Source organism: Aureimonas sp. D3, from assembly GCF_001463805.1.
In the GTDB taxonomy this organism is placed as follows: domain Bacteria; phylum Pseudomonadota; class Alphaproteobacteria; order Rhizobiales; family Rhizobiaceae; genus Aureimonas; species Aureimonas ureilytica_A.
Genome location: NZ_BBWM01000008.1, coordinates 46,448 through 73,115 on the forward strand (window position 1 = coordinate 46,448; position 26,668 = coordinate 73,115).

The window sequence follows — 26,668 nt, forward strand, 5'->3', positions numbered from 1 at the left end:
CCATGTCAGTTGCCCCAGTCCATCCGGCAGGACAGGCGCAGCGGCAGGAGGAACGGATCGAGCGCGGCCATGGTGCGCTTCAGCGCGCCGCCCATATCGGCCACGCTGTCGCGCGCGGCGTCCATCATCTGCCGGCGCGCGGCGGGGCGGTCGAACAGTTCCGACACGGCCGCGCCGAGTTCGGCTTCGTCCTGCACGATCCAGGCCGCGCCCCGCTCGATCAGGCGGTGATAGACCTCGCGGAAATTCTGGACATAGCGTCCCGAAAGAATGGCCGTGCCGAGCATCGCCGCTTCCAGCGGGTTCTGCCCGCCCTCGCCCCGGATCGATTTGCCGATGAAGGCAACCTCGGTGAGGCGAAGATAGAAGCCCATGTCGCCCATCGTGTCGCCGAGAAAAATGTCGGTCGTGGGCGTCGGCAACTCGCCCCGGCTCCAGCGCGCCACCTGAAGCCCCTTGGCTTCGAAGTCGCGCTGGATGGCGTCCGCCCGTTCCACATGGCGCGGCACGATGATGGTCAGAACGCGCCCGCGCTCCTCCATGAGGCGCAAATGGATGTTGGCGGCCATCTCCTCCTCGCCCTCATGCGTGGACAAGGCGGCCCACACGGGGCGCATCCCGATGCCCTGGCGCGCGGCTTCGAGATCGAGAAGATGGGCCGGCGGCGCTTCCACATCGGCCTTCAGATTGCCGGCGACGCTGACGGCCCGCGCGCCGAGCAGATGATAGCGCTCGCCATCGATCTCGGACTGCGCCACGACATGGGCCAGCTTCGACAGGAGGGCTTCGGCGACGCCCGGCGCGGATTTCCAGCGCTTGAAGGAGCGGTCGGACAAGCGGGCGTTGACCAGAACCTGCGGAATACGGCGCGCGGCCAGCTCCGACATGGTGGTCGGCCAGATCTCGCTTTCCGCCACGATGGCGAGTTCCGGCTGCCAATGGTCGAGAAAACGCGACACGCAGGGTTTGAGGTCCAGCGGCACATATTGATGGATCACGCGGTCGCCGAGCCGCTCGGCGACGGTCGCCGCCGAGGTGACCGTGCCCGTCGTCATCACGATGGTGATGCCGTCGGCCGCGATCTCGGAGACGAGCGGCGAGACGGCCGCGCTCTCGCCCATAGAGGCCGCATGGACCCAGACGAGCGGGACGCCCGGCGGGCGGATCTCGCTCGGGATGCCGTAGCGCTCGCGTCGGCGCTCCTTGTCTTCCTTGCCCTTCGAGGCCCGCCAGCTCACATAGGAGCCGACCGCCGGATAGGCGAGAGAGCCGGCGACGCGATAGGCGGTCAAGGCCGCCTTGGCCCATCTGTCGTTCAATGGCTTGTCTTTCGGTCCGCCAAGTCCGCGGCCCGCCGATTCGCCCGTTCGATGGCGAGGGTCAGGCGGGCGCGAATCTCTTCCAGCTCGTCCGCGCTCGCGTGAGGCGGAACGAAGATCGGTTCCTCCATGATCACGGCAATGCGGCCGAAGGGCAGCGGGAGGGTGGTTTTGTCCCAGGTTTTTTCCAGAACCCGTCTGCGACTCGTGATCGCGGCGCTCGGCACGATGGGCCGACCCGACAGGCGCGCGAGCGTGACGATGCCGAGACCCGCCTCGCGCGGCACGCCCTTGGGCACATCCGCGATCATGCAGATGCCGAACCCATCGTCCAGCGCCCGCTTCATGCGGATCAGCGCGCGCACGCCGCCCTTCTGCGAGGCGGCCTCGCGCACGCGCCCGCCCGAGCCGCGCACCGTCTCGATCCCGAAGCGCTCCACCACGGCGGCGTTGATCTCCGCATCGGCGCTGCGCGACAGGAGCGCGAGATAGGGCAGATCGCGGGGCCGGAAGAAGGGCGCAAGCAGATGCTGCCCATGCCACAGCGCCACGATGGCCGGATGGTGGTCGTGCAGAATCGCATTGTAGTCGCTGGAGCCCGCCGCCTCGCGCTGCGAGGCGCGGATGGCACGCAGGCCCTCGAAGATCAGCCGGCCGACCACGCGCACGGCGCCGGGCGAGCGCGAAGCCGCCTTGAGGCGTCGTTTCAGACGCACCCGCCATTTGCGGCGTTTGGGCCGCGCGGCGGGCTCGGCGATCTGCTGGATGTCGTCCGGCGAGCCCGGCCCTTCGGCCTTGCTCACTGGCCCTGCGGGTCGAGGAGCCGGTGCATGTGGACGATGAAATAGCGCATGGCCGCATTGTCGACCGTCGCCTGCGCCTTGCCGCGCCACGCCGTCAGGGCCGAGGCGTAGTCGGGAAAGATGCCGACGATGTCGAGCTGCGACAGATCGCGGAAATCGACATGATCGAGGCTGGTCAGCTCGCCGCCGAACACGAGATGAAGCAGCTGCTTGGGCTTTTCTTCGCTGACCATAGGAACGATCTCCAGACTGAAACCAAAAGCGGGGCGGACAAGGGCTCAGACGGCCTCGGCGCCATAGTCGAGCAGGCGGCGCACGGTGCCTTGCGCCCCCGCCACGAGGACGCCATGCCTTTCCGGCGCGGGATTGTAAAGGTGCGGCGACCCATCGGCGCGCACGAGCTGCCCGCCCGCGCGCTCCAGAATGAGATCGCCGGCCGCGATGTCCCAGTCATTGGCGCGTGCGCCCACGAGCGTTCCGTCGAGCCGTCCGCTCGCCACCATGGCGAGGCGATAGGCGAGCGATGGCACGTTGGGCGCAAAATCGATCCGCTCGCCATGCCGGCGCTCCAGCTTGCGGCGCATGGAATCGGGCATCGAGAGAAGCAGCTTGCGCTTGTTCTCGCGGGCGGAAACGGCGATCGGCGCGCCGTTCATCCGGGCCGAGCCATCGGCCGTCGCGGTGAACACTTCGCCGAGCGCCGGCGCGTCGAGCACACCGGCCACGGGCCGCCCTGCGGCGATCACGGCGACCGAGATGCACCAGGTCGTCTCGCCGCGCAGAAAGGCGCGCGTGCCGTCGATCGGGTCCACCACGAAGAAGCGCTGCTCACCGGCGTCGGCGGCCTGCGCGGCCGTCTCCTCCGAAATCCAGCCATAATGCGGGCGCGCGTCCAGAAGCACGCGGCGCAGATGCGCGTCGGAGGCGAAGTCCGCCTCCGAGACCGGGGACGAGCCCTTCCACCAGACTTCGGGCTCGCGCTTCCAGAAGCCGAGCGCGATGCGCCCGGCCTCGGCGGCCGCCTGCCTGATCAGCGCGAGGTCTTCGTCCGGCGTGTGCATCCCTAGCGGCCCGCCACCGTCATCTCGCCGATGCGCAAGGTCGGCACCACGAGCGAGAAGCGGGCGTCTCCGTCATTGGCCGGCTCGACCGCCATGAACATGTCGGTGAGATGGCCTGCGATGGTGAATTCCGACACGGGGCCGGCGAGCTGGCCGTTCTCGATCAGGAAACCCGATGCGCCGCAGCTGTAATCGCCGGTCACGAGATTGGCGCCATGGCCGATCGTCTCGGTGACATAGATGCCCTGATGCGTGTCGGCGATCAGCTCTGCCGCCGAGCGCGCGCCGTGGGTCATCGTCACATTGGTCGAGGTGGGCGACACGCCGCCCGAGGAGCGCGCGGCGCGCCCGTTGGACGGGAGGCCGAGTTCGCGCGCCGTGGCGCTGTCCAGCGTCCAATGACGCAGGATGCCGTTCTCGACCAGCATCAACCGTTCGCCGCGCACGCCTTCGCCGTCGAAGGGGCGCGAGCCCGCGCGGCGCGGCAGCTGCGGATCATCGATGAGGTCGATGCCCTCGGGCAGCACCTGCTCGTTCATGCGGTCCTTGATGAAGCTCGTGCGGCGCGCGATCGCCGCGCCGTTGAGCGCGCCGATCAACCCACCGATCAGCCCGCGCGACACGCGGGGATCGAGCACGATCGCGTAGCGGCCCGTCGCGACCTTGGCCGGGTTGAGACGGCGCACCGCGCGCTCGCCCGCGCGCCGGCCGATCGCCTCCGCCGCATCGAGATCGCCCGCGTGGATGCGCGAATCGAAATCATAGTCGCGCTCCATGCCCGTCCCCTCGCCCGCCAGAACGCTGACGGAGCGCGAGAAGCCCGAGCGCCGGCGCTGGCCGGCAAAGCCGGTGGAGGTCACGAGCACGAGGCCCGTCGTGCCGAAGCCGGCCGTCGCGCCGCTGGAATTCGACACGCCGGAAACACCGAGCGCGGCCGCTTCCAGCGCCTTGGCCTCCTCCACCAGCGCCTCGCCCTCGGGCTCGGTCGGGTCGTAGAGGTCGAGCCCGTCCGCGCCGTCCGACAAGAGTGCGGCATCGGCGAGACCCGCATAGGGATCGACCGGCGACACACGCGCCATGGCGACGGCCCGCTCGGCCAGCCGCGCGGCGTCCGAGCGCAGATCGGAGGAGACGGTCGCCACGCGCCCGCCCACGAAGACCCGCAGCGAGACCTCGTCGCTTTCGCTCGATTCCAGTTCCTCGACGCGGCCCATGCGCACCTGCGCCGAGCGCGAGCGCGAGCTGACCACCGCCGCGTCGCACGCATCCGCGCCGGCGCGTCGGGCGGCGTCCACCAGCCGTCCACCGAGTTCGAGAAGGCGCGGGAAATCGTCATTCATGGGAAAACCGCCGAAACTTTTGCACTTGCACCATCTATTATGCCATTCGCTGCCTTCAAGCCGACTTCATCCGCCCGCCCCGGAGGATTCCCGTGGAAGAGACCGTTCCGCTATTCCTGGAAATTCTCCTAATCCTGGGCGGAGGGATCGTCGCCGGCACGCTGTTCAAGCGCATCGGCCTCGGTACGGTGCTCGGCTATCTCTTCGCCGGGATCGTGCTCGGCCCGGTCTTTCGCGTGGTGGAAAGCGGGCAGAACGAAATCCTGCATATCGGCGAACTCGGCGTCGTCTTCCTTTTGTTCATCATCGGGCTGGAACTCAAGCCCTCCCGTCTCTGGGCGCTGCGTCGGCAGATCTTCGGCCTCGGCCTCGCGCAGGTCGTCTTGACCGGCGCGGCGCTCTCGCTCGCCCTCTCCTTCCTGCCGTTCGGCTGGCGAGCCGCGACTGTGATCGGCTTCGGCTTCGCCCTGTCCTCCACCGCCTTCGCGCTTCAGCTGCTGGAGGAAGCGGGCGAACTCAACACGCGCTTCGGCCAGACCTCCTTCTCCGTTCTCCTGTTTCAGGATCTCGCCATCGTGCCGCTTCTGGCCGCGCTGCCGCTCCTGGCGCCGGGCGGGAGCGAAGGCACGGGGATCGACGTGCGCGAGGTCGCCATGAGCTTCGGCGCGCTCGGCGCGCTCGTGCTTTCGGGCCGCTATCTCCTGAACCCGCTGTTTCGAATCCTCGCCAATGCCGGCGCGCGCGAGGTGATGATCGCGGCCGCGCTTTTCGTGGTGCTCGCCTCGGCGCTGCTCATGGCGCTGGCCGGCTTCTCCATGGCCATGGGCGCTTTCATCGCGGGCGTGCTTCTGGCCGAATCCAACTACCGGCATGAGTTGGAAGCCAATATCGACCCGTTCCGCGGCCTGCTTCTCGGCCTGTTCTTCATCGCGGTCGGCCTGTCGCTGGACATCAACGTGATCGCCGAGAACTGGTGGATCATTCTTCTGGCCGCGCCCGCGCTGCTTCTGATCAAGGCGGCGATCCTGTTTCCGCTGTGCCTTCTCTTCGGCGAAAGCCGGCAGACGGCGCTGCGCACGGCGCTGATCCTGCCGCAGGGGGGCGAGTTCGCCTTCGTGCTCTTCTCGGCGGCGTCCTCGGCCGCGATCTTCGATGGGCAGATCGGCTCGCTTCTCGTATCGGTCGTCACGCTCTCCATGGCCCTGACGCCGCTGGCCGACTATCTCGGCCGCCGCCTGTCGGGTGAGGACGCGGAACTGGAAGAGCTGGAGGAGGACTTTGCGGGCGCGGGCGCCGATATCCTGATGATCGGCTTTTCGCGCTTCGGGCAGATGGCGGCGCAGGTGCTGCTTTCCAGCGGCCACGACATGACGATCATCGATTCTTCGGCCGAACGCATCAAATCGGCCGGGCGCTTCGGCTTCCGCATCTATTTCGGCTCGGGGCTGCGGCGCGACGTGCTTCTGGCGGCGGGCGTCCGGCAGGCCAAGGTCGTCCTGGTCTGCACCAACAAGCCGGAGGTGACGAACGGGATCGTCGATCTCATCCGTTCGGAATTTCCCGAGACGCGGCTCTATGTGCGCTCCTACGACCGCAACCACTCGCTCACTCTGCGCGAGCGCGGCGTGACCTTCGAATTGCGCGAAACCCTGGAATCGGCGCTGCGCTTCGGCGGCGAAACGCTGCGCGAACTGGGTCTCGAGCCCTCCCGCATCGCCGAGATCGTGGACGATGTGCGCCAGCGCGACGCCGAGCGGCTGGCGCTGCAGCAGGCACGGGGCGCGGGCGTCGGCGGCAGCGTGCTCGCGCCTTCGCGCGTCACACCCGAACCTCTGTCGCGTCCCCAACGCGCGGATGGCACGGAGCGCCAGCCCCGTGGCGCGCCGCCCCGCTATCTACGGGAGGCGATCTCCTCCAGCGGCGAAACAGCGGCGCCGCCCTCTTGAGTGGGCGGTATCGTCCTAGCTCGGTTCCACCTATCCGACGGTTCGATCGCGCGCCGGCTCGAGGGGGCCAAGGACGTCCAGGCTGGACATGGAGGTGAGGCCGATGTCTTGCGGAGCTTGGGATTTTCTCCCCCGCAGGAGATGGCGGGCCGGCATTTCGACCGTGTGGTACACAAGCGCGGCGAGCGCCAGCGCCGTCACGACCGAAAGCACCATCCCGGACGCGCTCGAAAGATTGATCTCGAAACGATGCGCGGCTTTCTTGAGAATTTCGCGCCATGGCGAATGCACCATGTAGAGCGAATAGCTGATCTCCCCCAAATACAGGGCCACTGGACCGCTCAGGACACGGGCAAGATCGTCGCGGGGATTGACCAGCGCGACAAGAAGAGCGGCGAAGCAGAAGCCCAGCGGCACGATCAGGACCGGCTGGAACACACCCAGCATCAGCAGCGTCGCGGCGAAGACGGCCGCTCCCAGCCAGCGGAACTCCTGCAAGCGGTGACGAAGCCGGAGAGCCGCCTCATAGGCAAAGGCACCGAGGGCAAATTCCGGAACGACACGCAGAAGCGGATTCTGCTGCCAGAACAGCTGGAGGATCAGCAAAAGCCCGCAGAGGACAGCGATCCGAACGGCGACCGGGAGCCGGCAGGACAGGACCAGCGCGCCGGGATACACGAGATAGACAAACCATTCCGCCGACACCGACCAGGCCACGCCATTCGGCGCCGCGATCCCGAACCAGCCTTGCACAAGGGCCAGAGCGGCGAGAATGGCGCCGGGAGAATAATCCGCGGGCAGACCGCCCCCCGAATGGGCGGAGGCCAGTATCTGAAAGAACACAAGTACCAGAAGCATCGCAACGTGAACCGGGTAGATGCGGGCCAGCCGGTAGCGAAGGAATGTCGCGTAGCGCGCCGCGATTCGACCTTCGGCGAATTGCGCGCGATAGACATGGTGAATGATGAACCCGCTCAGGACGAAGAACAGATCAACGCCGAGATAACCGTTTAGCAATATTCGGTTGACGGCAGCGCCAGGGTCACCAACATGAATCGAATAATGGAAGCAGACGACCAAAAGCGCGGCGACAGCCCGCAGGCCCGTATGCGCCGGAAGAAGAAAGGGCATGGGACCTCGCGCGGCAATAGCGCGAATTGAGAGCATCTTCCCCTCCGAAATGCAAGCAAGAGTTGCGGAATGTCAGACTCATCGCGAAGCCGAGGGGTGGCTTGGACATGCGGCTTCGTGTTGGGGCAGTTCCCAGGGCGGAACCGGCGAAATCAGAGCGAGTTCTCTGATAGATTCCCGTTGGGGCCTACGTAATTCAATGAACAAGCGCCTTCAGTTCCACGCCGATCGTCTCGGCCTCGTCATGGTCGATCCCGCCAGCTTCGAAGTGGAGCAGCGCAAGCATGGCAAGGGGCGGCGCATCTGCTTCTCGTCCGGCGAGGCGATCACCGACAAGCGGCTGAAGGCGCGGGTCAAGGCACTGGTGCTGCCGCCGGCCTGGACGAATGTGCGCATTTGCGTGGAAGAGAACGGCCATATCCAGGCGGTCGGGCGCGACGAGAAGGGCCGCATCCAGTATCGCTACCATGATGACTGGGTGAACGTTCGCAATGCCGTCAAGACCGAGCGGCTCCTGCGCTTCGGCCGCGCCCTGCCCAAGCTGCGCCGGCGCATCGAGAAGGATCTGAGGCGCAAGGCGCTGGACCGGCGCACGACCTCGGCCGTCGCAGCCCGGCTGATCGACGTGTCCGCCATGCGGCCGGGTCACGAGAAATATGCCGAGGATGGCGGGCGCGGCGTCGCTTCGCTGCGCAAGGGCAATCTGACGCTGAAGAAAAGCCGCGCCGTCCTGAAATTCATCGGCAAGTCGCGCAAGCTGAACACAGTCGAGATCGAAGATCGCAATCTCGTACGCTCGCTCGAAAAGATGCGCGCGCAGCGCGGCAAGCGCCTGTTCCGCTTTCAGGGCGAGGATGCGCGCCCGCGCGATCTCACCGCGACGCTGCTCAACGATTATCTGAAGGACGCCGCCCACGCGAAAATCTCGGCCAAGGATTTCCGCACCTTCCACGGCTCGGCCGAGGCACTGCGCTTTCTCGTGGAAGAGGTGACGCCGGCCGAGGCCGATACGGATGCCAAGCGCCGCCGCGTGATCGCCAAGGCCATGCGCGCGGTCAGCGAGGTGCTGCGCAACACGCCGGCCGTCGCCCGCGCCTCCTACGTCCACCCCGAAATCGTCTCGGCTTTCGAAGCGGACAAGCTGCCGCGTGATCTCCTGAAGGGGCGCTGCCGCGAAGGGCTGACCAAGGCGGAAAGCGGGCTCATGCGGTTTCTCGAGGAAAACGCCACGCACCCGCCGAAGCCCGGCGATGCGACCAAACCGGCCTAACCCGCTAGTCGCAGCCGCGCCTCCAGCGCCTCGCCGATCCGCCGCTTGGCGTCTTCCCGCACCATAGCGGTCTCTTCGATGATCACGCGCGCGCGCATGAAGTCGAGCACCTTGTAGGTCGAAACCTCGGGCTGGATCAGCACATCGGGCGACACGCAGGCGAGCTTGGCGCGGATGATGGCGTGCATCATCAGCTGCGACGCGCCGAACATGGCCTCCATCGGCGATGGCAGAAGCGTGCCCGTATTGACCGGGCCGCCGGTCACGTCGGAGGCGACCACGAAATCCGTATCCTGCGACACAATGTCGAAGGGCATGGGATTGCTGATGCCACCGTCGATCAGCACCTCCTCGTCGCGCCGCACGGGGCGGAACACCGCCGGCAGGGCGACGGACGCGCCCACAGCGCTGGCGAGGTCTCCCTCGCGCAAAGGACGCTCGCAGCCGGCAAAGAAGCTCGTCGCCATGACGGTCAGTGGAATGCGAAGGTCAGCGAAAGTCTTGGGAACGATATCGGGCAGAAACACCGCCACGACCTTTTCGGCGTTCAACTGCCCGAAGCGGAAGCCGCCATCGGCCAGGAACTCGCTGATATTGGCCGGGCGCGTGCGCCAGAGCTTGCCCATCACGAGCCGGCGATGGGCGAGCGACTGGAGAACGTGGTCCTCGATTTCGAGCCCGGTGAGACCGGCGGCGTAGGCCGCGCCCATCAGCGCGCCGATCGAGGTGCCCGCGATATGGGAAGGGCGCAGGCCCAGTTCGTCCAGCGCCCTCAGGACATGGATATGCGCGATGCCCCGCGCCCCTCCCCCGCCGAGCGCCAGCCCGAGGCGCGGCTCGGCGGAAACGGCGGACGGGATCGTATGCTGGTTCATGGCTGACGGTGCCTCGCTCGGGTTCGGCGCACTCAAGATGGAACGCCGCGCCCGGTTCGCCAAGGCCTGGATTTGGAGCCGGGGACAGAACCCTGAGGCAGAAAGCCGGCGAGGGACTTGCGTTGCCGACGAGGCGCCGAGCGCAGACGATGCAGCGCAGGGCCAAGCATCGGCAACGATGATCGGGGGCGCAAGGACCCGGCGGATCGACCCGCAGGGTTTTGGCCCCGGCTCTTAGCTACCGGCCTGACCGACCGTCACGAAACTCGGGTCGGTGGCGAGCAACTGCTTGGCGACACGCTTGGTGTCATCCAGCGTCACGGCGTCGATCAGGCCCTGGCGCTTCTGGATATAGTCGATGCCGAGGTCTTCCAGCTGGATGCCGACCAATGTCGAAGCGATGGAAAGCGAGGACGAAAGGTTCTGAACGGCATAGGAGCCCTTCACATAGGCTTTCGCCTTGGCCAGCTCGTCCGCTGTCGGCCCGTTCTCGGCCATGCGCTTCAGCTCGGCGCGGATGATCGAGACGCTTTCCTTGGCCTTGTCGGCGCGCGTCGCGGTGGAGCCCGCCAGCATGGCCGCATGGTCGAAGCTCGAAAGCCCGGTGCCCACACCATAGGCCAGACCCCGCTTCTCGCGGATTTCCTGATAGAGGCGCGAGGAGAAGGTGCCCCCGCCCAGAACATGGTTCACCAGATAGGCGGCGAAGAAGTCGGGGTCCTTGCGCTTCACGCCCGGCAACGCAAACTGAATCTGCGTCTGTGGCACGTCGAGGGCGACAGCCTCGACCTTGCCGGTCACCGGCTGGATATCGGGGATGGCCGTGAGTTCGGCCTTGTCGCGCAAGGGGCCGAAGGTTTCGTCCAGCCGCCGCTTCAAGGTTTCGGCATCGATGGCGCCGACCACGCCGACATAGAGATTGTCCTTGGCGAAGACCTTCGAGCGGAAGCTCTTCAGATCGTCGGCCGAGACGGCGGCGAGGCTTTCCTGCGTGCCCTCGACCGGGCGTGCATAGGGATGATCCGGGAACACGGTGCGGCGGAAGGCGCGCGAGGCGAGCGTACCGGGGTCCTGCTCGTTGGCGCGAATATTGGCGGCGATCTGGCCGCGAATGCGCGCCACCGGCTCCTCGTCGAAGCGCGGCTCGTTGAGCGAAAGCTTCAGAAGACGGAAGGCCTCGTCCTCGTTTTCCACGATGGTACGGAAATTGCCGGAGAAATTGTCCATGCCCGCGTCGTAGGAGAGCGCGACGCCGAGCTCGTCCAGCTTGGCCTGGAAATCCTGGCTCTTAATGTCGCCCGCGCCCTCGTCGAGCAGGCCGGACAGGAGGTTGGCGGTGCCCTCCTTGCCGGCCGGGTCCTGCGTCGAGCCCGCGCCCTTGAAGGCGAAGCGCATGGCGATCAGCGGGTTGGTGTAATCCTCGACCAGAAGCGCGTGAATGCCGCCGGGGCTCGTCACTTCCTTGATGTCCACCGCCTCGGCGACGGAGGCGAGCGACAGGACAGTGAGGGCGGTGAAGCCGAGAAGCGAGGCGGCGCGGCGCAGGGGCGCGGTGAAAGCGTTCATATGCGTGTTCCCTTGGCCAGAATCAGGAGCGGGTGTCGCCGGAAACCGGCGCGCCGGCGGTCGGGTCCACCGCACCGGCGGCGGCGGGCGAGCCATCCGGGGCCTTGGCCTCGGCGCTGGACTCGACGGAGGCCGGCAGAAGCGTGCCGACGACGGAGCGCTTCTTCTGGAGATAGGCGCGCGCGGCGGCGTTCACCTGATCCACCGTGACGGCCTCAATCCGATCCGGCCAGCTCTCGATCTCGGCGATGGTCTGCCCCGTCGAGAGCGCCGCGCCGTAGCGCCGCGCCATGGAGGCCTGATTGTCGCGCTGATAGATCAGCGCCTTGCGCACGCGGTTCTTGGCCGCTTCCAGCTCGGCCGGCGTCACGCCCTCGCGCACGATCTTTGCGACCTCGGCATCCACGGCCTTCTCGACCTGCTCCAGCGTCGCCTCGCCGCGCGGCGTGCCGTAGGTCATGAACTGGCCGTCATCCAAGGCCGTGCCCTGGTAATAAGCGCCGGTGCCGGCCGCGATGCCCTGGTCCACGACCAGCGCGCGATAAAGCCGGCTGGTCGCGCCGCCGCCCAGAATATCGGCCAGCAGATCGAGCGATTCCGCCTCGCCCGGCTTGGCCGTATTCTCGGACGGCACGAGATAGGTCGTCTGCACGCTCGGCTGCGTCACGCGCGGATCGGAGAGTGTGACAGTGCGCTCGGCCCGCGGCTCGGGCTCCTGCGGGCGGTGGCGCTCGCCGGGCTCGGCGCGGCGCTTCACCTTGCCGAAGGTCTCCTCCGCCATGGCGCGGACCTGATCCAACGTCACGTCGCCGGCCACCAGAAGCGTCGCGTTATTAGGCGTATAATATTTGTTGTAGAAAGCGATCGCGTCGTCGCGCGAGAGCTTCTCCATCTCGTGGCGCCAGCCGATCACCGGAATGCCATAGTGCGAATTCTGGAACAGGGCGGCGTCCACGGCTTCCGACAATTGCGCGCCGGGGTCGTTGTCGATGCGCATCCGGCGTTCTTCGAGGATGACGTCGCGCTCGGGCAGGACGACCTCGTCGGTCAGCACCAGATTCTCCATCCGGTCCGCCTCGAAACCCATCATCTCCTTCAGCCGCTCGACCGGCACCTGCTGGTAGTAGGCGGTGTAGTCGTAGGAGGTGAAGGCGTTTTCCTCGCCGCCGATGGCCGACACGGCATTGGAGAACTCGCCCTCCTTATGCGTCTTCGTGCCCTTGAACATCAGATGTTCGAGAAAATGCGCGATGCCGCTGACGCCCGGCGTCTCGTCGGCCGAGCCGACTTTGTACCAGACCATCTGCGTGGCGATGGGCGCGCGGTGGTCGGGCAGGACGACGACCTGCAAGCCGTTCTCCAGCGTGAAGCTCTCGATCTTCGGCCGCTTGGCCTCCGCTTCGGCGGCCGCCTGGCTCTTGGCGGGCTGGGGGGCTTGGGCGAAAGCGGGCGAGAGCATGGTGCCGGCCATGGCGATGGCCAGACAGCCTGCGCTGAGGCGGCGAAGAGGAAACGTCATGTGGGAGAGGGTCCTCGCGTTCGGAACTTCGTCGGGGCTTGGGGCCGATATGCCGTCTGGGAAGAGAAGGCACCAATTACGTTTTTGTAAGGGCTGAAGACGAAAGGCGTTTTGGCCCCGCCGCGCGGGAGACGGCTCCGGCGCGCCGGACGGGGCCGGACAGGTCCGCCGTCAGACGCTGATCGGCTTGAGAAAACGCAGGCGCGTTTCGCCCATGGCGCGCTCGTCCAGAAGCTCGAGCCCGGCCACGGCCTCGAAGGGTGCGTTCAGCGCTTCTTCCAGAACGATCAGGCTGTCGGCCTTGAGCCAGCCGCCCGCGAGCGCCCCGGCGAGCGCCGCTTCGCCCAGCCGCTTGCCATAGGGCGGGTCGAGCAGCACGAGGTCGAAGGGCTCGATCGTGCCGGCATCACCCAGCTTGGTCGCGTCGCGGCGCAGGATCTTGGTGCAACCGCCGAGCCCGAAGGCCTCGATATTGGTGCGCAGCAACCCGCGCCCCTCGGCGCTTTCCTCCACGAACGTGCCGAAGCGGCATCCGCGCGACATCGCCTCCAACCCGAGCGCGCCCGTGCCGGCGAAAAGGTCGAGCACCCGGCCGCCGTCGAAACGGAAGCCCTGCCCGTGCTGGAGAATATCGAACAGAGCGCCGCGATGGCGCTCCGAGGTCGGGCGAATGCCTTCGCCCTTGGGCGTGGCCAGCGGACGCCCCTTCAGGGCGCCCGCCACGATCCGCATGGCCATGGAGCGTTACGATCGGTCGCCGCGCGGCGGGCGCGAGCCGCCAGGGCGTGGGCCACGGGGGCGATCGCCGCCGCCGGGACGATCGCCACGCGGGCGGTCACCCGTACGAGGGCGGTCGCCCGTGCGCGGACGGTCCCCGGCATTGGGTCGGTCGCCGCTGCGAGGACGATCACCTGTGCGGGGCCGATCACCGGACTCGGTGCGCGGGCGGAAGGAGCGCGGCTTGCTGTCGCGCTCCAACTGGCGCTCCTCGCGCTCGCGCTTCTTCTTCTCGCCCATGGCGCGGGCACCGGGCGCCATCCAGACATTGGACGAGCGCTTGGTCGGCGCCGCGCTCGGCCGGCGGGCCGGACGCTCGCCGGCATCCGCGCCCTCTTCGGCGCGCGGGCGGAAGGGCCGGCGCTCGCCGCCCTGCCCGCCATCCTCACGCTTGGAGCGGAACGGACGCGCCCCGCGCTCGCCATCTCCATCGCGGCCCGTGCGGGGGCCGCGCGGGGCCTTGGTATCCATGCGCGACAGCGCATCCTCGCGCTTGGCCGCGCCGAACTTCTTGCGGTTGGGCGTGGTGTCGGAGGCCGAGATCCATTCGCTGCCCGAACGTTTCGGACGCTCTTCGCTCTCGGTCGAGGCGGGCGACGAGCGACGCTCGGCCACGACAGGCTTGTTGGAGAAGGGATTGACGATGGGCGCGTCGAAATCGGCGCCCGATTCCTCGATCAAGGTCGGCCCGAGCTGCTCGCGCAGGGTCCGCCCATTGACCTCCAGCACGGCGCCCTCGGCGAGTTCGCCGAGCTGGAACGGGCCGAAGGACAGGCGGATCAGGCGGTTCACCTCCAGCCCGAGATGGCCCAGAACGCGCTTCACTTCGCGGTTCTTGCCCTCGCGCAGGCCGAGCGTCAGCCAGACATTGGAGCCCTGCGTGCGGTCGAGCGTCGCCTCGATGGCGCCGTAGAACACGCCGTCCACCGCCACGCCGTTGCGCAGATCATCGAGCCGCGCCTGATCGATCTCGCCATGGGCGCGCACGCGGTAGCGCCGCATCCAGCCGGTCGCCGGCAGTTCGAGCGTGCGCGCGAGCCCGCCATCATTGGTCAGGAGCAGAAGCCCTTCCGTGTTGATGTCGAGGCGGCCGATGGTCAGCACGCGCGGCATGTCCGCCGGAAGGCGGTCGAACACGGTCGGCCGGCCTTCGGGGTCGCGATTGGTGGTGACGAGCCCGGCGGGCTTGTGGAAAAGCCAGAGGCGGGTGCGCTCGATGGCCGGCAGCGGGCGACCGTCGATCTCGATCTGGTCGCTCATGCGCACGTCGATCGCGGGCGAATCCAGGCGCTTGCCGTTCAGCGTCACGCGGCCATCGGCGATCATGCCTTCCGCGTCACGACGCGAGGCGATGCCGGCGCGGGCCAGACGCTTGGCAATGCGCATCGTGTCGTCGCCGCCCGTGCCGACCTCGCGGCTGGCGGAGCGTTGCGGGCGGTCGCCCTGCGCCGAACGCGGCTCGAAGCGGCGCGGACGATCGCCGCTCTCCAGATCGCGCGGCTTGCGGTCGCCCGTCGCGCCATGCGACAGGCGGCCATAGGAGCGCGGCTTCTCGACCTTGCCGTCTGCCCCGGTGCGCGCGCCGCCATGGCTGTACATGCCGCGCGAACGCGGAACGAAGGGCTTGTCACCACCCTCACCCTGCCCGCCTTCGGAGGAGCGACGCGCGGAAGGCTTGCCCTCGCCGCGCGGGCGGAAGGAGCGCGCTTCGCCCTCGCCCCGTTCGGAACGACCCCGGAACGGCTTGTCGCCACGCGGCGCACCGCGCTCGCCGCCGCCTTCGCGGGAACGGAACGGACGGCCTTCGCCCTCGGTGCGCGGACGCTCGGAGCGCCCCTCGCCCTCGGTGCGCGCCCGGAAGGATCGGTCGCCGCGCGGTGCGCCGCTGCGCTCAGCCCCGCCTTCGCCGCGCGGACGGAACGAGCGTCCCTCACCGCCGCCGCTGCGCTCGGAGCGCCCACGGAACGGCTTGTCGCCAGACGCCGCCGAGCGGGAGCCTGTGCCCTCGCCGCGGGGCCGGAAGGGCTTGTCGCCGCGCGCGCCGGAGCGTTCGCCCTGGCCCTCAGCCTTCGCGCGGGCCGGGCGTCCTTCGCCCTCGCTGCGCGCGCGCGCCGGCTTGTCGCCGCGCGGGGGCCGACCTTCGCCGGATGCGCCACGGCTGCGGCCGGAGCCGCCCGTGCCGCGTCCGCCGCGCCCAACTCCACCCTTGCCTTTGCCGCCCGAAGGGCCGTCCGTCTCGTCGCTCATCTTTTCGCTATGCCTTGTTTCGCGCGACGCATATCAAAAACCCGTCGTTGAAACGAGGGAAACCGCGTGTCCCGCATGAGTTCCATGGATGAAGCGCTGATCGAGGCCCGTCTGGCCGCTGGCCGGGACGAGACGCCGGTCGGCGCCGTGATCGTATTCGAGGATCGAATCATCGCCCGCGCGGGAAACGAAACCCGCGCCCTGCACGACCCGACGGCGCATGCGGAAGTCCTGGCGATCCGCCGCGCCTGCGCGGCCGTGGGCGAGGAACGCCTGCCCGGATTCGATCTGTATGTCACGTTGGAGCCCTGTGCGATGTGCGCGGCGGCGATTTCCTTCGCGCGCATCCGGCGGCTCTATTTCGGGGCGTCGGACCCCAAAGGCGGCGGTGTGGAAAACGGACCGCGCTTCTATGCGCAACCCACCTGCCATCATGCGCCGGAGGTGTATTCGGGAATCGGCGAACAAGCGTCCGCCGAACTCCTTCGCGATTTCTTCCGCGCCAAACGGGGGTGACACCCCAGCGCTCGGCGCGGCAGGTGCGGGTCAGAACGGCCAGAGGCTGCCGAGCTTGCTGGCGACGCTGGTGGTGCCCTTGGCGCGGCGCTCCTTGACCTCCTCGTCCTCGCCGGGGTCGCCCACGGGGGCGGTGGCGGCGGGCTGGCGATAGGTCAGCGGCGGCTCGGAGAGATACTTGCGCTGGTCGGGGCTGCCCTGCTGGCCCACCGTGCGCGCGGCCGAGGCCTGCGTGCGCTGGCCCGCCATGGTGCGCGGGTCGATCCAGCTATTGTCGTCGTCCTGCTGGCGGCGGAAGGAGGCGGCGGGCGTTTCGACGTCCATGCCATCCTTCTTCGAGGTCATGAAGCCGACCGGAAGAACCCCGTCCGGATTGGGCGCGGCGGCGTGAAGCCGGCCACGGCGCATCTCGGGCGATTCGGGCAGATTCGGATCGACCACCGCATCGCGCGGCGGCGGCAGGGCGCCGATGCTCTTGGGCTTCACCAGTTCGGCGCGCGGAGAATAATCGACGCGCGGCTTGTTGGAGCCGCCCAGAGACACGGCATTGTCGATGTCGTTGAACAGCTGCTGCCCCTGGCTGACGCCGGTGCCGTAGGTCGGCCCCATGCAGCCCGAAAGGGCCGTGGTGCAGCCGATCAGCGCGAGAACCCGCAGGCGGGTCGTTGCAGACGTCATGCTGGATTCTTCCCCTCACGCTCGAAGCCGCCCGCGCTCGACAAGCGGCTTCGAAGCCTTATTTCGCGCGATCCCACGACATTCCGGCGATTTTGAGAAGCGGCTTTAGCTCAAAGCCGCTTCGCCGTCCACAAAGCTTAAATTCTCGTGAACAGACTTTGGATCAGGCCGCTGCGCGTGCAACGCCCAGTTCGCGCAGCGCCTCGGCGTCGCGCGGCGTCACATCGGGATAGTCCGCATCCGTGCCGACGAGAGGCGAGATCTTCCAGGACCGCTGGCATTTGCGCCCTTCGGCCTTGGACGGCACGACCGCAATTCCCGCCGTGTCGGCGAGACGGAACGCGCCGTCCGGCGCGGCGTCGGCTGAGACGGTCAGATCGCTGGTGATGCAGATTTCGGCAAAGTCCACCGAAGCCAGAAGCTGGCGCAAGGCCTCGTCCTCGACATGGACGATGGGCGCCGCCTCCAGCGAGGAGCCGATGCGCTTGGCACGGCGCTCCTCTTCCAGCGCGCCGGTGACGACGCGCCGCGCACGGCGTATCTTCGCCCAGCGCTCCGCCAGAGCCGCATCGCGCCATTGCGCGTCGCAGGCGCGGAACTGCTCCAGATGCACCGAGCGGGCGTCCGTGTGGCGCGACAGCCAGGCTTCCTCCATGGTGAAGGGCAGAAGCGGCGCGAGCCACGTCACCAGCCGGTCAAACAGGATGCGCACGACCTGCAACGCCGCCTTGCGACGAACCGAGGACGGCGCGTCGCAATAGAGCGCGTCCTTGCGGATGTCGAAGTAGAAGGCCGAGAGTTCCACGACCATGAAGTCGAGCAGCGTGCGGGTGATGCGCTTGAAGTCGAAAGCGTCATAGGCCTTCAACACCACATCCTCGATCTCCGAGAGACGGTGCAGCATCAGCCGCTCCAGCTCGGGCATCTCACGCAGCGCGACGTCCGTGCCGTCGTCGTGAGCCAGCGTGCCGAGCATCCAGCGGATCGTGTTGCGCAGCTTGCGATAGCTGTCGATATTGGTCTGGAGGATCGTCTTGCCGAGGCGCAGGTCTTCCGAATAATCCGAGGAGACCACCCAGAGGCGCAGAATATCGGCACCCGATTGCTGGATCACCTCCTGCGGCGTCACGACATTGCCGAGCGACTTCGACATCTTGCGGCCTTCCTCGTCCATGACGAAGCCGTGCGTCAGCACCGCATCGTAGGGCGCGCGACCGCGTGTGCCGCAGGCTTCCAGAAGCGAGGAATGGAACCAGCCGCGATGCTGGTCGGAGCCTTCGAGATAGAGATCGGCCGGCCATTTCAGGTCGGGGCGCTTCTCCAGGCAGAAGGCGTGCGTGCTCCCCGAATCGAACCAGACGTCCAGGATGTCGCGCACCATGGACCATTTCTGGCCGTCATGCGCGTTGCCGAGGAAACGCTCCTTGGCCCCGGCGGCGAACCACGCATCCGCCCCTTCGGCCGCGAAGGCCTCCAGGATGCGCGCGTTGACCGCCTCGTCCTTCAGCACCTCACCGTTCTCGTCCACGAAGACGCAGATCGGCACGCCCCAGGCGCGCTGGCGCGACAGAACCCAATCGGGCCGGTCCGCGATCATGGCATGGAGGCGGTTCTGGCCGGCGGCCGGCACGAAGCGCGTTTCCGAGATCGCCTTGAGGGCGCGCTCGCGCAGCGTGTCCTGTCCTGACGCGGGCCTGTCCGAGCCGTAGCCGTTCAGCGGCTGGTCCATATGGACGAACCATTGCGGCGTGTTGCGGAAGATGACCGGCTTCTTGGAGCGCCAGGAATGCGGATAGGAATGCTTCAAGCGCCCGCGCGCCATGAGATGGCCCACCGCCACCAGCGCGTCCATCACACGCTTGTTGGCGTCGCCCTTCTTGCCCTTGTCGTCGATGACGCGCGCCGCGCCACCGTCGGCGTCCGGCCCGAAGCCCGGCGCGTCCTTGGTGTAGAAGCCCTCGTCGTCCACGGGGAACGGGATCGTGGGGTCGATGCCGCGCGCTTCGAGGTCGCGGCGCGAGGCGATCCAGACATCGAAATCCTCGCGACCATGGCTCGGCGCGGTGTGGACGAAGCCGGTGCCCGCATCGTCGGTCACATGATCGCCCGACAGGAGTGGAACGGCGAACTCGTAACCGCCGGCCAGGCCTTTCAGCGGATGGTCGCACAGGAGCCCGGCGAGATCGGCGGGTGAGACATCGCGCAGCTTGCGGAAGCCGCCCTCCGGCACGCGCGCCTTGGCAAAGGCGTCGGCGGCCAGCGCATCGGCCAGAACCAGCCGCTCGCCATGGCGCGCCCAGCGCGGGTTCTCGGCATCATCAGGCGCCGTCACCTCATAGAGGCCGTAGGCGACGCGATCCGAATAGGCGACGGCGCGGTTGCCGGGGATGGTCCAGGGCGTGGTCGTCCAGATGACGATCCGCGCGCCGTCCAGCGGCCCGACATCGGGTGCGCCGGCCTTGGGGAAGCTCGATAAGGCGCCGCCGAAGGCCGCAGCATAGCCGGTCGCGGCCGGGCGCACGGGGAACTTCACCCAGATCGTGTCGGACTCGTGGTCGTGATACTCGACCTCGGCTTCGGCGAGCGCGGTCTTCTCGACCACCGACCACATGATCGGCTTGGAGCCGCGATAAAGCTGGCCCGACATGGCGAATTTCAGAAGTTCGCCGGCGATCACCGACTCGGCCTCGTAGTTCATCGTCAGATAGGGGTTCTTGAAATCGCCCTCGACGCCCAGGCGACGGAACTCGCCCGACTGCACGCCGACCCAATGCTCGGCATAGGCGCGGCACTCGCGGCGGAAGGCGAGCATGGCGGTGGAGTCGAGAAGGTCGGGCTTCGGCTTGCCCTTGGCGCGGTAGTTCTCTTCCTCGATCTTCCACTCGATCGGCAGGCCATGGCAGTCCCAACCCGGCACATAGTTCGAGTCGTAGCCGCGCATCTGGAAGGAGCGGGTGATAGCGTCCTTCAGCACCTTGTTCAGCGCGTGGCCGATATGGAGATGGCCGTTGGCATAGGGCGGGCCGTCATGCAGCACGTATTTGGGCCGGCCGGCGGATTCGCGGCGCAGCGTGCCGTAGAGGTCCATCTCCTCCCAACGCTGGAGCCATTGCGGCTCGGCCTGCGGCAGGCCGGCGCGCATCGGGAACTCGGTCTCGGGGAGATAGAGCGTCTTGGAATAGTCTTGGGCTTCGGTCATCGGTCCGGTTTCGAACGGGCCTGCATCGGGCGGGAGACACCCGGAAAGGCGTGTTGCAACGGAAAAAGGGGGAGGATTCGGCCCGGGCTGGCGGGCCGTTCAGGCGCATCCCGGCCTCCGCGCTCGCGTCGTGTCAGCGAGCGGCGCAAGCCGGGCGTCTAATTCGCGCACCGATACGGTTTCGCGCGCCAGGAAAAGCGGTCGAGGTTCCCATGCGCCCTCTCTATCAACCGCGCCCGTCGGAATAAAGCCCGTTCAAAAGGCGATCGCGCCATCCAGCGCCGAAAGCGGACGCGCGCCGGACAGAAGCGCCCTCGCCTCCTCGGCGTCACGATCCATGCGCTTCACCAGCGCCTCGACGCTGTCGAACTTCTCCTCGCCCCGGATGAAGCCGAACAGCGAGACGCTGGCCGCCTCGCCGTAAAGATCGCCCGAGAAGTCGAAGAGATAGGTTTCGAACAGGGCCGCGCCATTGTCGAAGGTCGGGCGGCGGCCGAAGCTCGCCACGCCGTCATGCAACGAGCCATCGGCGCGGCGCAGGCGCACCGCGTAGATGCCATGGGCCAGCACGCAGTCCTCGCCCAGCACCATATTGGCCGTAGGATAGCCGAGCGTGCGCCCGAGCTTCGCGCCATGGCCGATCACGCCCTCGAAGGTCCAGCGATAGCCGAGCAGGCCGGCTGCGGCTGCGACATCGCCGTTCATCAGGTCTTCGCGAATGCGCGAGGAGGAGACAACCAGCGCGCCCTCGTCGGCGAAAGCTTCGACAGCCGTGACCGCAAACCCCAACCGCGTGCCGGCCTCGCGCAGAAAGGGCAGATCGCCATGGCGGCGCGCGCCGAAGCGAAAGTCGAAGCCGGCCACGACATGCCCCGCGCCGAGATCGCGATGGAGCGTCTCTTCCACGAACGTCTCGGCCGGGTGCGAGGCGTATTCGAGGTCGAAAGGCTGTTCCACAACGGCCTCGACGCCGAGCGCGGAGAGAAGCCGCGCCTTCATCGGCGCGGGCGTCAGCCGGGCGACGGGAGCCTGCGGGCGGAAGACGGTGCGTGGATGCGGCTCGAAGGTCAGGCAGATCAGCGGCCGCCCTTCGGCCTCGGCGATCGCGCGCGCGGTCTCAATCACAGCCTGATGGCCGCGATGCACCCCGTCGAAATTGCCGATGGCCACGACGCCGCCGCGCAAATACGCGGGAAGCGCTGCGGCCGAGCCGATGCGCAAAATGGGCTTGGGTGCCGCTTCCATGGTCAGCGCAGGAACGGCTGGACGAAACGAGCCGTCAGTCCACGCCCGTCCAGCGCCTCAGCCAGACGCGCCGGATCGCCGTTTGCGTCCGCCAGTTCGTCGCGATGGATGCCGTCCGAGATGAAGAGGCAGTCGGCGCCGAACGTATTGGCGCCCTTCACGTCGGTGAACATGCCGTCGCCGATGCACAGGATCGGGACGCCGGCCTTGGGCAGGAGGGAACTCGCCACATCATAGATCGGCGGATGCGGCTTGCCGGCCAGATGCACGACCTGCCCCCGCTCGGCATAGGCGCGCGCGACCGCCCCGGCGCAGTAGATCAGCCGTTCGCCGCGGTGCACCACAATGTCGGGATTGGCGCAGATCATCGGCAGGTTGCGCGCCGCCATCCGGTCGAGAAGAGCGACATAATCGTCCGGCGTCTCGCGTTCGTCGTCGAACAGGCCGGTCGCCACCACGAGATCGGCCTCTTCGGGGGGCAGGAGTTCGAGACCGAGGCCCTCGAACAGGTCTTCGTTGCGCTCCGTGCCGATATGAAAGACACGGCGAGAACCGGCCGAGATCAGCGCGCGCGTGGCGTCGCCCGAGGTGACGATCGCGTCATAGCTGTCGCGCGATACGCCGAGCGCATCGAGCTGCTCGCGCACGCCCTCGGCCGGGCGCGGCGAATTGGTGAGCAGAACCACATGAGCCCCGGCCCGGCGTGCCTCGGCCAGCGCGGCGACGGCCGGCGGGTTGCGCGCCTCGCCATCGTGCACCACGCCCCAGACGTCGCAGAAGATGGCGCCGTAAGCGCCCGCGATGTCGGCCAGACGATCGATCGCTTGCAATGCCTGAACCATCTCGTCTTTCCACTTCGCCCTTTTGTGGGTCTGGCGATACTGGAGGGCGACGGGACGGGTCAAGGCGGGTCGCAGCCTCAGCGCGCGATGCGCAGGTTGGTGAGCGAGGCCATGATGTCGCTGAAGGCGTTTTCCAGATCCTTGGCATTGGCGGCGCTGTAGAAATACTTCGCCTTGTCCCTGTAGGGCAGTTCGGTCTTTCGGAGGTCGCCGATCTTGTAGGAGGCGCAGCCTTTCAGGAGGCCATTGACCATGGTCTGGTACTGGGCCGGAATGTCGAAGGCGATCGTGTAGATCAGCACGCCGTCGCGCGTGACGGGCCCTTTCTCGTCGTTGAGCTGCGTGCCCGAGCCATCCTTGAGCTTGATCCGGCCATCGTTCTTGGAATTTTCGCAAATGGCCGCGAGCCTGCCGTTCAACGCGGCGGTGTAATTGCTGTCGGTGTTGGCCGTGGATACACCACTCTTGTAATCGAAGAGGCGCGCCACGCTCTGGCCGGGCTCCTTATAGTCCGGACCCGCATAGCCATAGGCGCCGAAGGTAGAAACCGCGTCGCTGTAAGAATTGTAGTAGGTGTTCTGACCATCCGTCATGACGATCATCGCCTTGATGTTATTTTCATCGCCGGCGGCTCGACCCTCGGAAAAAGGTTCGTTTTTGGACAAGACCTTCCATCCCCATTCGACCCCTTGCGGCACATTGGTCGCCCCCGTCGCCACGAGTTTATCGACCGCCGCGAGCGCTTGGGACTTGCTGTTCGTCAAAGGCGTCAGCTTGGCCGAGTCGCACATGAAGCTCGGCGTGTTGCGAAAGTTATTCGCCACCGGACCATCCTGGCGAACGTTGGAGAAGTATTTATCGACATTCATCAGGCGCTGCCTGTAATTGCCTTTCGAACTGTCCACGAGATAACTGTTTGTCCAGGAACCATACAAATAATTATCCGGCTCGTCGGGCGCGAGGTAAGGGACAAACAACGTCGCAGGCTCCAGTTCGGAGGGCGGGACGTCCGTCAGTGCATATTTGGCCGCCCGCGACTCCACACATCCTCGATAAGCCCAGTTGGAATTCTTCGCCCCAAGCGAAGCGTAAATGAGTTGCCGGGTTAGATAGGTCGTCGGATTCAGAAGCGATGTCGAAGTGGAGTATCCGTTGACCTTGACGGCGAGCGACTGATCAAGGCCTGTCGCGCCGTGATACGTGCTCCAGTCGAGATTTTCGTTGTGGAGCGGTGACAGTCCCTTGGGGTCCATCCACCAGTCGTTCAGGTGCTCCGGCCCAACATTCACCCCACCCGAAAAGGGCACGATGCCGACGCGCACCGGGTCCTCGGGCCCAGCGGACGAACCCGATCCGAAAAGGGTGTCAATCGCCTTTGCGGCCTGGGTTTTGAGGGTGGAGATCTTGGCGGGGCCGCCCTTGGCCGGACTGTCGTTCATGGAGCCCGACGTATCGAGCACGAAGGCAACTTCCACCGTGGTGGAGCCGACCGCGACGACGCTCTGCGTCCTCGCGCAATCCTTTCCTTTCAATCCCGTGAACGAGATAGTCAGCGCCGGGAGAAAGAAGGGATCGTAGGTGGAGCAGACGGAAATCTTCAGTTCGCGTGTTCCCTCCGGCGTCCAGTCCGTCCCCTCATAGGTCAGGGTCCCGGTCGTCTGCGCAACGCCGGCCATGTTCGCCGCGAACACGTTTTCGGCCAGCGTCTGAAGCCGGCCCGAGTCCTGGTCCACGCTGAACTGTTTGGCCGCGGCGAGCGCGGCTGCGTCGGTGGCGGACTGAACGGCCGTTCGGCCGCTGTAGAAGAGGCTGATGTCGGCCGCCGCCGCAATCCCCATCAGAATCGGAAAGAGAAGAACCGCCGCCATGATGGTGAAGTTGCCGCCCCGGTCCCGCATCAGGGCGCGTAGGAACGGCCGATCGGCCGGCGGCGGGGTCTGTGTTTCGAACATCTCAGAACGCACTCCGGTCGCAGCGCTTCAAACCCCGGGTGGCACCCGAACAGGCGATTCGCTAAGCCATCATGCATAGTTAAGGGCGGAATCTTTCCAATCCTTCCGTATCGGGTCATCATTTTTGCCGGTCAGACTGGTGTGGCGTTAACCTTAACGCCATCTGCGATCCTCGCCACCTTGCGGCGCGACGACGAATCTTGACAGGGAGGGATGCCCTCCCCTATCTAGGCCGCGTTAGCACTCCACTTTAGTGAGTGCCAGAATCCTCGGATCGATCGCCTCGCTGGTCGGTCCCCCCATAGCCAAGAAGGTTCGACTGAGATGGCCAACGTGAATTTCCGCCCCCTGCACGATCGTGTCGTGGTGCGGCGCGTCGAGTCCGAGAGCAAGACGGCTGGCGGCATTATCATCCCGGACACCGCGAAGGAAAAGCCGCAGGAAGGCGAGATCGTCGCCGTCGGCGCGGGCGCTCGCGACGAGACCGGCAAGGTCAACCCGCTCGAAGTCAAGGCCGGCGACCGCATCCTGTTCGGCAAGTGGTCGGGCACCGAGATCAAGCTCGGCGGCGAAGACCTGCTCATCATGAAGGAATCCGACATCCTCGGGATCGTCGGCTGACCCATCGTCCGGACTGATCGTTCGGTCCGTTTCCTTCCCTTTCCATTCGACACGGCGCGGACCGGCCTCCGGCGCGCCCAGGAGACGAAGACATGGCTGCCAAGGACGTAAAATTCGGTCGTGACGCCCGCGAGCGCATGCTGCGCGGCGTCGACATCCTCGCCGACGCGGTGAAGGTCACGCTCGGCCCCAAGGGCCGCAACGTCGTGATCGACAAGTCGTTCGGCGCACCTCGCATCACCAAGGACGGCGTGTCCGTCGCCAAGGAGATCGAGCTCGAGGACAAGTTCGAGAACATGGGCGCCCAGATGGTGCGCGAAGTGGCCTCGAAGACTAACGACAAGGCCGGTGACGGCACCACCACCGCGACGGTTCTGGCCCAGGCCATCGTCCGCGAGGGCGCCAAGGCGGTTGCCGCCGGCATGAACCCGATGGACGTCAAGCGCGGCATCGACGCAGCGGTCTCCAAGGTCGTCGAGACGCTCGTCTCCTCGGCTCGCAAGATCGAGACCTCCGACGAGGTCGCTCAGGTCGGCACCATCTCCGCCAATGGCGAGAAGGAAATCGGCCAGATGATCGCGTCCGCGATGCAGAAGGTCGGCAACGAGGGTGTCATCACCGTCGAAGAAGCTAAGACCGCCGAGACCGAGCTCGAAGTCGTCGAAGGCATGCAGTTCGACCGCGGCTACCTCTCGCCCTACTTCGTGACCAACGCCGAGAAGATGGTCGCCGAGCTCGAGGACGCTTACATCCTCCTGCACGAGAAGAAGCTCTCCAACCTCCAGGCGATGCTGCCGGTTCTCGAAGCCGTGGTGCAGTCGGGCCGTCCGCTCGTCATCATCGCCGAGGACGTGGAAGGCGAGGCTCTGGCCACGCTCGTCGTCAACAAGCTGCGTGGCGGCCTGAAGATCGCCGCCGTCAAGGCTCCGGGCTTCGGCGATCGCCGCAAGGCAATGCTCGAGGACATCGCGATCCTCACGGGCGGCCAGGTCATCTCCGAAGACCTCGGCATCAAGCTCGAGAGCGTCACGCTCGACATGCTCGGCCGCGCCAAGAAGGTCTCCATCACCAAGGAGAACACCACGATCGTCGACGGCAACGGTGAAGCCGACGGCATCAAGGCGCGCGTCGCCCAGATCAAGCAGCAGATCGAAGAGACCTCTTCGGACTACGACCGCGAGAAGCTCCAGGAGCGTCTGGCCAAGCTCGCCGGCGGCGTCGCGGTGATCCGCGTCGGCGGCTCGACGGAAGTCGAAGTCAAGGAAAAGAAGGACCGCGTTGACGACGCGCTCAACGCGACCCGCGCGGCCGTGGAAGAAGGCATCGTCCCCGGCGGCGGCGTGGCTCTGCTGCGCGCTTCCAACGCGGTCGACCTGAAGGGCGAGAACGCCGATCAGGACGCCGGCATCGCGATCGTCCGCAAGGCGCTTCAGGCTCCGATCCGTCAGATCGTCCAGAACGCCGGTGGCGAAGGCTCGATCGTGGTCGGCAAGATCCTCGACAACGGCTCGCTGACCTTCGGCTACAACGCCCAGACGGGCGAGTATGGCGACATGATCCAGGCCGGTATCGTCGATCCGGTGAAGGTCGTTCGCTCGGCTCTGCAGGACGCGGCTTCGGTCGCCGGCCTGCTCGTCACCACCGAAGCCATGATCTCCGAAGCTCCGAAGAAGGACTCCGGTGCTCCTTCCATGCCGGGCGGCGGCATGGGCGGCATGGGCGGCATGGACTTCTAAGCCCAACAGGGCAAGGAAGGCCATC

General features: G+C 66.8%; 21 protein-coding genes. 5 read left to right on the plus strand and 16 right to left on the minus strand.

The annotated features are described in order from the left end of the window. Positions 1-5 precede the first annotated feature (5 nt). From waaA to AUL36_RS03015, 5 genes are read right to left on the minus strand one after another with little or no spacing between them, the layout of a single operon-like run. Entirely contained in the window at positions 6-1,319 is a 1,314-nt protein-coding gene (waaA, locus tag AUL36_RS02995; protein ID WP_058601536.1) for a lipid IV(A) 3-deoxy-D-manno-octulosonic acid transferase, read from the minus strand. Further along, positions 1,316-2,122 carry a lysophospholipid acyltransferase family protein gene (locus tag AUL36_RS03000; RefSeq protein WP_062217845.1) on the minus strand — a complete coding sequence of 269 codons (807 nt, stop codon included), beginning with the start codon at positions 2,120-2,122 and terminating at the stop codon, positions 1,316-1,318. Before AUL36_RS03000 ends, waaA begins: the two co-directional genes overlap by 4 nt. Beyond that, positions 2,119-2,355, minus strand: a complete 237-nt coding sequence (locus AUL36_RS03005) for a DUF4170 domain-containing protein (protein ID WP_058601534.1) — start codon at positions 2,353-2,355, stop codon at positions 2,119-2,121. The genes AUL36_RS03000 and AUL36_RS03005 overlap by 4 nt, the downstream gene beginning before the upstream one ends. A 45-nt stretch (positions 2,356-2,400) precedes the next feature. Then, on the minus strand, positions 2,401-3,183 hold the full coding sequence (locus AUL36_RS03010; protein ID WP_062217848.1) for a 3'(2'),5'-bisphosphate nucleotidase CysQ: 783 nt from the start codon (positions 3,181-3,183) through the stop codon (positions 2,401-2,403). 2 nt (positions 3,184-3,185) lie between these two features. Then, positions 3,186-4,523 carry a TldD/PmbA family protein gene (locus tag AUL36_RS03015; protein ID WP_062217851.1) on the minus strand — a complete coding sequence of 446 codons (1,338 nt, stop codon included), beginning with the start codon at positions 4,521-4,523 and terminating at the stop codon, positions 3,186-3,188. Between the two features lie 92 nt (positions 4,524-4,615). On the opposite strand from AUL36_RS03015, the gene AUL36_RS03020 reads away from it, so the two are divergent. Further along, positions 4,616-6,469: a monovalent cation:proton antiporter-2 (CPA2) family protein gene (locus AUL36_RS03020; protein ID WP_062217854.1), complete on the plus strand. Its 1,854-nt coding sequence runs from the start codon at positions 4,616-4,618 to the stop codon at positions 6,467-6,469. A 30-nt stretch (positions 6,470-6,499) separates the two neighbouring features. Here AUL36_RS03020 and AUL36_RS03025 read toward each other — a convergent pair whose 3' ends face one another. Beyond that, positions 6,500-7,600: an acyltransferase family protein gene (locus AUL36_RS03025; protein ID WP_062217857.1), complete on the minus strand. Its 1,101-nt coding sequence runs from the start codon at positions 7,598-7,600 to the stop codon at positions 6,500-6,502. A gap of 199 nt (positions 7,601-7,799) precedes the next feature. On the opposite strand from AUL36_RS03025, the gene AUL36_RS03030 reads away from it, so the two are divergent. Then, positions 7,800-8,870 carry a DNA topoisomerase IB gene (locus tag AUL36_RS03030; RefSeq protein WP_062217860.1) on the plus strand — a complete coding sequence of 357 codons (1,071 nt, stop codon included), beginning with the start codon at positions 7,800-7,802 and terminating at the stop codon, positions 8,868-8,870. On the opposite strand, the gene AUL36_RS03035 is transcribed toward AUL36_RS03030, so the two are convergent. From AUL36_RS03035 to AUL36_RS03060, 5 genes are all read right to left on the minus strand, one after another. Continuing rightward, positions 8,867-9,745, minus strand: a complete 879-nt coding sequence (locus AUL36_RS03035) for a patatin-like phospholipase family protein (protein WP_062217863.1) — start codon at positions 9,743-9,745, stop codon at positions 8,867-8,869. The two genes, AUL36_RS03030 and AUL36_RS03035, sit on opposite strands and share 4 nt — an antisense overlap. Positions 9,746-9,979: 234 nt before the next feature. Next, positions 9,980-11,311, minus strand: a complete 1,332-nt coding sequence (locus AUL36_RS03045; RefSeq protein WP_062217869.1) for a M16 family metallopeptidase — start codon at positions 11,309-11,311, stop codon at positions 9,980-9,982. A gap of 22 nt (positions 11,312-11,333) precedes the next feature. After that, positions 11,334-12,830 (minus strand): M16 family metallopeptidase, encoded by a 1,497-nt coding sequence (locus AUL36_RS03050; RefSeq protein WP_062217872.1) that lies wholly within the window; start codon positions 12,828-12,830, stop codon positions 11,334-11,336. A gap of 171 nt (positions 12,831-13,001) precedes the next feature. Next, positions 13,002-13,562 carry a 16S rRNA (guanine(966)-N(2))-methyltransferase RsmD gene (gene rsmD, locus AUL36_RS03055; RefSeq protein ID WP_062217941.1) on the minus strand — a complete coding sequence of 187 codons (561 nt, stop codon included), beginning with the start codon at positions 13,560-13,562 and terminating at the stop codon, positions 13,002-13,004. A 12-nt stretch (positions 13,563-13,574) separates the two neighbouring features. After that, positions 13,575-15,854, minus strand: a complete 2,280-nt coding sequence (locus AUL36_RS03060; protein ID WP_192843771.1) for a pseudouridine synthase — start codon at positions 15,852-15,854, stop codon at positions 13,575-13,577. Between the two features lie 84 nt (positions 15,855-15,938). On the opposite strand from AUL36_RS03060, the gene AUL36_RS03065 reads away from it, so the two are divergent. Next, a complete protein-coding gene (locus AUL36_RS03065) occupies positions 15,939-16,370 on the plus strand; it encodes a nucleoside deaminase (RefSeq protein ID WP_062217875.1) in 432 nt (143 codons plus the stop codon). Positions 16,371-16,400: 30 nt separating this feature from the next. Here the strand turns inward: AUL36_RS03065 and AUL36_RS03070 are convergent, their stop codons facing one another. From AUL36_RS03070 to AUL36_RS03090, 5 genes are all read right to left on the minus strand, one after another. Next, on the minus strand, positions 16,401-17,048 hold the full coding sequence (locus AUL36_RS03070) for a hypothetical protein (protein WP_058601525.1): 648 nt from the start codon (positions 17,046-17,048) through the stop codon (positions 16,401-16,403). A 163-nt stretch (positions 17,049-17,211) separates the two neighbouring features. Then, entirely contained in the window at positions 17,212-20,247 is a 3,036-nt protein-coding gene (gene ileS / locus AUL36_RS03075) for an isoleucine--tRNA ligase (RefSeq protein WP_062217878.1), read from the minus strand. Positions 20,248-20,502: 255 nt separating this feature from the next. Beyond that, positions 20,503-21,492 (minus strand): bifunctional riboflavin kinase/FAD synthetase, encoded by a 990-nt coding sequence (locus AUL36_RS03080; protein WP_062217882.1) that lies wholly within the window; start codon positions 21,490-21,492, stop codon positions 20,503-20,505. A gap of 2 nt (positions 21,493-21,494) precedes the next feature. After that, entirely contained in the window at positions 21,495-22,334 is an 840-nt protein-coding gene (locus tag AUL36_RS03085) for a TIGR01459 family HAD-type hydrolase (RefSeq protein ID WP_062217885.1), read from the minus strand. Between the two features lie 77 nt (positions 22,335-22,411). Further along, positions 22,412-24,232 (minus strand): pilus assembly protein TadG-related protein, encoded by a 1,821-nt coding sequence (locus AUL36_RS03090; RefSeq protein WP_210168842.1) that lies wholly within the window; start codon positions 24,230-24,232, stop codon positions 22,412-22,414. 378 nt (positions 24,233-24,610) lie between these two features. Between AUL36_RS03090 and groES the strand changes: the two genes are divergently transcribed. Both groES and groL read left to right on the plus strand, forming a co-directional pair. Then, positions 24,611-24,907: a co-chaperone GroES gene (gene groES, locus AUL36_RS03095; protein ID WP_019996686.1), complete on the plus strand. Its 297-nt coding sequence runs from the start codon at positions 24,611-24,613 to the stop codon at positions 24,905-24,907. Between the two features lie 92 nt (positions 24,908-24,999). Continuing rightward, positions 25,000-26,643: a chaperonin GroEL gene (gene groL, locus AUL36_RS03100; RefSeq protein WP_058601520.1), complete on the plus strand. Its 1,644-nt coding sequence runs from the start codon at positions 25,000-25,002 to the stop codon at positions 26,641-26,643. Positions 26,644-26,668 lie beyond the last annotated feature (25 nt).

What these genes read in the sequence shown, in the direction of transcription:
- AUL36_RS03005 (WP_058601534.1), bottom strand. Translation starts at nt 2,355, where the DNA reads ATGGTCAGCGAAGAAAAGCCCAAGCAGCTGCTTCATCTCGTGTTCGGC.
- AUL36_RS03010 (WP_062217848.1), bottom strand. Translation starts at nt 3,183, where the DNA reads ATGCACACGCCGGACGAAGACCTCGCGCTGATCAGGCAGGCGGCCGCC.
- AUL36_RS03015 (WP_062217851.1), bottom strand. Translation starts at nt 4,523, where the DNA reads ATGAATGACGATTTCCCGCGCCTTCTCGAACTCGGTGGACGGCTGGTG.
- AUL36_RS03025 (WP_062217857.1), bottom strand. Translation starts at nt 7,600, where the DNA reads ATGCCCTTTCTTCTTCCGGCGCATACGGGCCTGCGGGCTGTCGCCGCG.
- AUL36_RS03030 (WP_062217860.1), top strand. Translation starts at nt 7,800, where the DNA reads ATGAACAAGCGCCTTCAGTTCCACGCCGATCGTCTCGGCCTCGTCATG.
- AUL36_RS03035 (WP_062217863.1), bottom strand. Translation starts at nt 9,745, where the DNA reads ATGAACCAGCATACGATCCCGTCCGCCGTTTCCGCCGAGCCGCGCCTC.
- AUL36_RS03045 (WP_062217869.1), bottom strand. Translation starts at nt 11,311, where the DNA reads ATGAACGCTTTCACCGCGCCCCTGCGCCGCGCCGCCTCGCTTCTCGGC.
- AUL36_RS03050 (WP_062217872.1), bottom strand. Translation starts at nt 12,830, where the DNA reads ATGACGTTTCCTCTTCGCCGCCTCAGCGCAGGCTGTCTGGCCATCGCC.
- rsmD (WP_062217941.1), bottom strand. Translation starts at nt 13,562, where the DNA reads ATGCGGATCGTGGCGGGCGCCCTGAAGGGGCGTCCGCTGGCCACGCCC.
- AUL36_RS03060 (WP_192843771.1), bottom strand. Translation starts at nt 15,854, where the DNA reads ATGAGCGACGAGACGGACGGCCCTTCGGGCGGCAAAGGCAAGGGTGGA.
- AUL36_RS03065 (WP_062217875.1), top strand. Translation starts at nt 15,939, where the DNA reads ATGGATGAAGCGCTGATCGAGGCCCGTCTGGCCGCTGGCCGGGACGAG.
- AUL36_RS03070 (WP_058601525.1), bottom strand. Translation starts at nt 17,048, where the DNA reads ATGACGTCTGCAACGACCCGCCTGCGGGTTCTCGCGCTGATCGGCTGC.
- ileS (WP_062217878.1), bottom strand. Translation starts at nt 20,247, where the DNA reads ATGACCGAAGCCCAAGACTATTCCAAGACGCTCTATCTCCCCGAGACC.
- AUL36_RS03080 (WP_062217882.1), bottom strand. Translation starts at nt 21,492, where the DNA reads ATGGAAGCGGCACCCAAGCCCATTTTGCGCATCGGCTCGGCCGCAGCG.
- AUL36_RS03085 (WP_062217885.1), bottom strand. Translation starts at nt 22,334, where the DNA reads ATGGTTCAGGCATTGCAAGCGATCGATCGTCTGGCCGACATCGCGGGC.
- AUL36_RS03090 (WP_210168842.1), bottom strand. Translation starts at nt 24,232, where the DNA reads ATGCGGGACCGGGGCGGCAACTTCACCATCATGGCGGCGGTTCTTCTC.
- groES (WP_019996686.1), top strand. Translation starts at nt 24,611, where the DNA reads ATGGCCAACGTGAATTTCCGCCCCCTGCACGATCGTGTCGTGGTGCGG.
- groL (WP_058601520.1), top strand. Translation starts at nt 25,000, where the DNA reads ATGGCTGCCAAGGACGTAAAATTCGGTCGTGACGCCCGCGAGCGCATG.